Annotated in this window: 3 protein-coding genes; all 3 read left to right on the forward strand. The window is 50.6% G+C overall.

The window, feature by feature from the left end; genetic code table 11:
- The coding region (locus AB5542_RS21175; RefSeq protein ID WP_368243448.1) for an L-serine ammonia-lyase, iron-sulfur-dependent, subunit beta at nucleotides 1-641 on the forward strand (641 nt) is incomplete at its 5' end.
- An 89-nt stretch (nucleotides 642-730) separates the two neighbouring features.
- Complete coding sequence (locus AB5542_RS21180) at nucleotides 731-1,321, forward strand: bifunctional nuclease family protein (protein WP_118304985.1); 591 nt, start codon at nucleotides 731-733, stop codon at nucleotides 1,319-1,321.
- 19 nt (nucleotides 1,322-1,340) lie between these two features.
- Nucleotides 1,341-2,639 carry a glucose-6-phosphate isomerase gene (locus AB5542_RS21185; RefSeq protein ID WP_279040421.1) on the forward strand — a complete coding sequence of 433 codons (1,299 nt, stop codon included), beginning with the start codon at nucleotides 1,341-1,343 and terminating at the stop codon, nucleotides 2,637-2,639.
- The last annotated feature ends 183 nt before the right edge of the window (nucleotides 2,640-2,822 follow it).

The following is a 2,822-nucleotide window of genomic DNA, read 5'->3' on the forward strand; positions in this document are numbered from 1 at the left end:
GTTCCTACCACGTGCGAGCCCAGCAATCGGCAGGTACCCTACGCCACATGGGGATGGTATTTGCTGCCGCTTTGGCAGTTGCCGAAGAGAACGCGGCAGGAGGTAAGATCGTGACGGCTCCCACATGCGGGTCGGCCGGAGTCGTTCCTTCCGTGTTGTTCTTTTTGAAACACGATCAGGAGATTAGTGATAAACGAATTATAAAAGGTCTGGCCACGGCCGGGTTGATTGGTAACATCGTGAAAACCAACGGTTCCATTTCCGGTGCCGAGGTAGGATGCCAGGGAGAGCTGGGAACGGCTTGCGCTATGGCAGCCGGTGCGGCGGCCCAGATTCTGGGAGGTTCCCCGATGCAGATCGAGTACGCCGCGGAAATGGGATTCGAGCATAACTTAGGTTTGACGTGCGATCCCGTGGGTGGTTACGTGCAAATTCCCTGCATCGAGCGAAATGCCTTTATCTCGCAGAAAGCGCGGGAGTGTGCGATCTATTCTTTGTTCTCGGATGGCCGGCACAAGGTGTCTTTCGATGATGTGGTGGAGACCATGATGCAGACGGGTTGCGACATGCAGGCCAAGTATCGCGAGACAAGCCTCGGTGGTCTGGCCCGTATATACAGGGCTCCGTTGAAAAAATCGTAGCGTTGAATTCGGGGCTGACGAGCCGGAATGGTACATTAATTGTAACAACTAAGAATAGAAAATCGTAGATCTAAAGTTATACAAGGCTTATGGACAGGATTAAGTTAAAAGTTTTCGGGTTATCCTATCAGAGTATGTCACAAACCGGAGCGTACGCGCTGATTCTGGCGGAAGAGAACGATGCCTTCCGCATCCCCATCATTATCGGGATTGCGGAGGCTCAATCCATTGCCATACAGATGGAACACCTGCACTCGCAGCGTCCCTTGACGCACGATTTGATGAAGAGTCTGGCGGATAGTCTGGGAGTGGTTCTGGAAGAGGTTTATATATATCGTTGGGAATCCGGCATCTTTTACTCAGAACTGCGTTTCAGGAATGGCGAGGAACTGCTGAAGATTGATTCGCGTACTTCTGATGCCGTCGCCCTTGCCTTGCGCTATAATTGTCCGATTTACATTGCGGCTAGCGTGATTGCCAAGACAGCCATCCCGATCTCCGATCTTGCTGCGGGAGAATTTAGCGGGCAAAAGCCTGTTGAACCGGAGAAATCCGAAACAACCGAGTATAATTTCACGATAGAAGAATTAACCCGTTTACTGGATGAGGCCGTGAAGAACGAGGATTACGAGAGTGCCTCTCGTTTCAGGGATATGCTGAAAGCCAGGAAGGAGGAATAACATATAAAACATGAAAACAATGGATCGCATAAAACTTGACTACTCGAAGGTGTTATCGTTTGTAGGGGAAGAAGAGATCACCGTGCAACGAGAAAAAGCAACAAAAGCTCTAAAGGACTTGGAAGATGGAACTTGTAAAGGGAGTGACTTTTTGGGTTGGCTCGATCTGCCCGTCCACATCACGGATGATGAATTGAATCGTATTTCCGCTTGCGCCAATAAGTTAAGGGAGCAAACCGATGTTGTTGTCATCGTGGGCATCGGGGGATCTTACCTGGGAGCCAAAGCGGTGATCGAGGCCATGTCCGGTAGTTTTGATGCTTATTCCGGTACGAAAGTTGTTTTTGCGGGAAATAACGTGAGTGAGGACTATTTATACGAGTTACAGGCGTTCCTCAAAGATAAGAAATTCGGTATATGCGTGATTTCCAAATCGGGAACCACGACCGAACCTGCCGTGGCTTTCCGTTTACTGAAGGATCAATTGATCGAGCAAGAGGGAGTTGCCGTGGCAAGGGAGAGAATCGTGGCCATTACCGACGAGAAAAAGGGTGCCTTGCGAACGATGTCGGACCGGGAAGGGTACGAGACTTTCGTTATCCCGGACAATGTTGGGGGACGCTACTCTGTGCTGACCCCCGTGGGATTGCTCCCCGTGGCTATTGCCGGGTTTGATGTCCGAGCTTTAGTCAAAGGGGCCGTGGATATGCGGGCGTACAGCAAAGGTAACGGGGCAGAGCTTTCCGCCACATACGCTGCCGTTCGGAATGCCCTCTACGAAAAAGGGTATGTGATTGAGATCACTGTGAACTTCAACCCGAAATTACATTATGTTGCCGAATGGTGGAAACAGCTTTATGGGGAAAGCGAGGGAAAGGAGAATAAGGGTATATTCCCCGCCAGCGTTGACTTCACGACAGATTTGCACTCCATGGGACAGTATATACAGGAAGGACGTCGCAATCTGTTTGAGACGGTTCTTTCCATCGATAAAACGAAATACAGCTTGCAAGTGCCTTGCGATACCCATGACCTCGATAAACTGAATTATCTGGCTGGTAAACGCGTTGATGAGGTAAACAAGATGGCCGAACTAGGAACCCAACTCGCCCACGTGGATGGTGGGGTCCCGAATATCCGGGTCATTATCCCGGAACTGACGGAGTACTACTTGGGTCAGTTATTCTATTTCTACGAACTGGCTTGCGGCATCTCCGGCGGTATCCTTGGGGTAAACACCTTCGACCAGCCGGGCGTGGAGGCCTACAAGAACAATATGTTCATGCTGCTGGGTAAGCCAGGGTACGAGAAGAAATAAAAGGTTTATAAGGACTACCTCCACCGGCTCCCCCTTGCACAGGGGGAGAGACAAACGCGAGAAGGTGCTACAATGTTACAATGGAACGTGTTCTCCCCCTGTGTAAGGGGGAGTTAGAGGGGGTAGTTTTAATGTCAGCGCATGCTGACATTGACAAAGCGCCCCGCCAGGGGTCCATTACCT

Origin of the sequence: Butyricimonas sp. RTP31003st1_G1_RTP31003_210430, from assembly GCF_040920905.1 — a bacterium.
Taxonomy (GTDB): domain Bacteria; phylum Bacteroidota; class Bacteroidia; order Bacteroidales; family Marinifilaceae; genus Butyricimonas; species Butyricimonas paravirosa.

Excerpts from the sequence above, each read along its gene's own strand:
- AB5542_RS21180 (WP_118304985.1), top strand. The coding sequence starts at position 731 with ATGGACAGGATTAAGTTAAAAGTTTTCGGGTTATCCTATCAGAGTATG.
- AB5542_RS21185 (WP_279040421.1), top strand. The coding sequence starts at position 1,341 with ATGGATCGCATAAAACTTGACTACTCGAAGGTGTTATCGTTTGTAGGG.